3 protein-coding genes are annotated in these 2,395 nt (G+C 67.9%); all 3 read left to right on the top strand.

The window, feature by feature from the left end; translation table 11 throughout:
- The first annotated feature begins 206 nt into the window (after nucleotides 1-206).
- On the top strand, nucleotides 207-974 hold the full coding sequence (locus O0J15_RS20780) for a sulfurtransferase (RefSeq protein WP_019658894.1): 768 nt from the start codon (nucleotides 207-209) through the stop codon (nucleotides 972-974).
- Nucleotides 975-1,174: 200 nt separating this feature from the next.
- Entirely contained in the window at nucleotides 1,175-2,170 is a 996-nt protein-coding gene (locus O0J15_RS20775; RefSeq protein WP_308306244.1) for an LLM class flavin-dependent oxidoreductase, read from the top strand.
- A 69-nt stretch (nucleotides 2,171-2,239) separates the two neighbouring features.
- Nucleotides 2,240-2,395: pyridoxamine 5'-phosphate oxidase family protein (locus tag O0J15_RS20770; RefSeq protein WP_308306245.1), on the top strand; the 156-nt coding region annotated here is incomplete at its 3' end.

The following is a 2,395-nucleotide window of genomic DNA, read 5'->3' as shown; positions in this document are numbered from 1 at the left end:
GTGTGGGGAGGCGGGGGACGGCAAACGCTGCTCCTGCGTGCCTCGTAGAGCGCCATCCATGGCGCTCTGCGCCCCCGCCTGCCCACACCGCCCCACCCCTGACAGATTCCGGGTGTCTGCCGGGCTTGGGGTCGGATCCCTCTGCTGCGCAGAGGGCACTGACCCCTGAATCTGTCTGTGCGGGCGGGAGGCGCTAAAATGGCGGGATGATCGCCAATACCGCTGCCTACCATTTCGCCGTCATCGACGCTCCCCAGGCCCTGTGTGACCAGCTGCTGGCGCGTGCCGAGGCGGCACAGCTGCGCGGCACGATCCTGGTGGCGGGCGAGGGGCTGAACCTGTTCCTGGCGGGTGCGCCAGAGGCGGTCGAGGGTTTCTACGCAGCGCTGCGCTCTGACGCGCGCTTTGCCGATATGCGGGTCAAGACCAGCTTCAGCGAGCACCAGCCGTTCGCCCGGCTGAAGGCCAAGGTGAAGGACGAGATCATCAGCTTCCGCCGTGATGACGGCCAGCCGCTGGACTATCCGCGTGCGCCGGCGGTGGATCCGGCCACCGTGCAGCGCTGGCTGCGGCAGGGGCATGACGATGCCGGCAAGCCGGTGGTAATGCTCGACACGCGCAATCTGCAGGAAGTGGAGTACGGCACCTTCAAGGATGCGCTGGTGTTGCCCATCCACAAGTTCACCGACCTGCCGGAGGCGCTGGCGCCGCACCGCGAAGCACTGAAGGACAGCACCGTGGTCAGTTTCTGCACCGGCGGCATCCGCTGCGAGAAGGCGGCGCTGTGGATGGTCAACGACGGCATGGACAACGTGCTGCAGCTGGACGGTGGCATCCTCGGCTACTTCGAGGAAGTGGGCGGCGAAGGCTACGAAGGCCGCTGCTTCGTGTTCGATGAGCGCATTGCGCTGGATGCGGAACTGAAGCCGATGGTCGACCAGCCGTTGCCTGATCCGCGCCCCAGCGCGTTCTAAGCCGGGATGTCGATTCCCCGGTAGAGCCGGCCGCTGGCCGGCTGCCAGGGCACGTTGCCTGCCGGCCAGCGGCCGGCTCTACCGGATCAAGCGCAGCCAGTCGTGGACCCGCGCTGCGGGAATCAGCATCCCGCCACCGGCACTGGCCGCTGCGCCGGGTCGTCCCCATGCATGGGGATCCTGTGACGGAAAAACGCCTGATGATCCCGTTGTCGATCCTTGACCTGGCCCCGGTCTGCGAGGGCAGTGACACCACCACCGCCTTTGCCAACATGCTGGAACTGGCCCAGCACGCCGATGCGCTGGGCTACCGCCGCTACTGGCTGGCCGAACACCACAACATGCCCGGCATCGCCAGTGCGGCCACCGCCGTGCTGATCGGCCATGTCGCCGGCGGTACCCGGCGCATCCGGGTCGGTGCCGGCGGCATCATGCTGCCCAACCATGCCCCGCTGCAGGTGGCCGAGCAGTTCGGCACGCTGGCCTCGCTGTATCCGGACCGGATCGACCTGGGCCTGGGCCGCGCACCGGGTACTGACCAGCCGACCGCGCGTGCATTGCGCCGCTACTTCGACAGCGCGGACCAGTTCCCACAGGACGTGCGCGAGCTGCTGCACTACTTCGAGCCGGTTCAGCCGGGGCAGGCGGTGCAGGCCGTTCCAGGTGGCGGCCTGCGGGTACCGACCTGGATCCTCGGTTCCAGCCTGTTCGGCGCGCGCATGGCCGCGTCGATGGGCCTGCCGTATGCGTTCGCCTCGCACTTCGCACCCGACGCGATGGACGAAGCCCTTGCTGTCTACCGCCGCGAGTTCCGCCCCTCGGCGACGCTGAAGCAGCCGCACGCGATGCTGGCCCTGAACGTCGTTGCCAGCGACAGCGAGGCGGAGTCGCGCCGCCTTTTCACCAGCCAGCAGCAGAGTTTCGTCAACCTGCGTCGTGGCCGGCCGGGCAAGATTCCGGCACCGATCGACGACATCGAGTCCTTCTGGGAGCCGCACGAAAAACTGGGGGTGGAGCGGGCGCTGGCCTGCACCGTGCTGGGCGATCCGCAGCAGGTCGGGGAGGGCATCGCCGCGTTTGTCGAACGGCACAGGCCCGACGAGCTGATGCTCACCGCCAACCTGTACGATCACCGCGCGCGCTTGCGCTCGTTCGAACTGACCATGCAGGCCTGGCACGCCCGCCACGCGGGCTGAACAAGTGCGTCACGGGCTGTTGCGGCCGTGCCCGGTCTGATGGGGGCTCATTCCGATGGAGTCCCCCACATGGCCGACACCCGTGCCGAACACGTCAACCAGCTGGCCGAACTGATCAAGGATGTGGAGGTGGCCATGTTCACCACCACCGGCGTCGACGGACGGCTCTACAGTCGGCCGCTGGCCACCCAGCAGGTCGCCTTTGACGGCGACCTGTGGTTCGTC

The sequence above is a fragment of the Stenotrophomonas sp. Sm10 genome (genome assembly GCF_030985515.1).
Lineage (GTDB): Bacteria > Pseudomonadota > Gammaproteobacteria > Xanthomonadales > Xanthomonadaceae > Stenotrophomonas > Stenotrophomonas hibiscicola.
The sequence above is the reverse complement of the archived record's forward strand: the minus strand, read 5'-3'. Positions and strand labels throughout refer to the sequence as shown.

Excerpts from the sequence above, each read along its gene's own strand:
- O0J15_RS20780 (WP_019658894.1), top strand. The coding sequence starts at position 207 with ATGATCGCCAATACCGCTGCCTACCATTTCGCCGTCATCGACGCTCCC.
- O0J15_RS20775 (WP_308306244.1), top strand. The coding sequence starts at position 1,175 with ATGATCCCGTTGTCGATCCTTGACCTGGCCCCGGTCTGCGAGGGCAGT.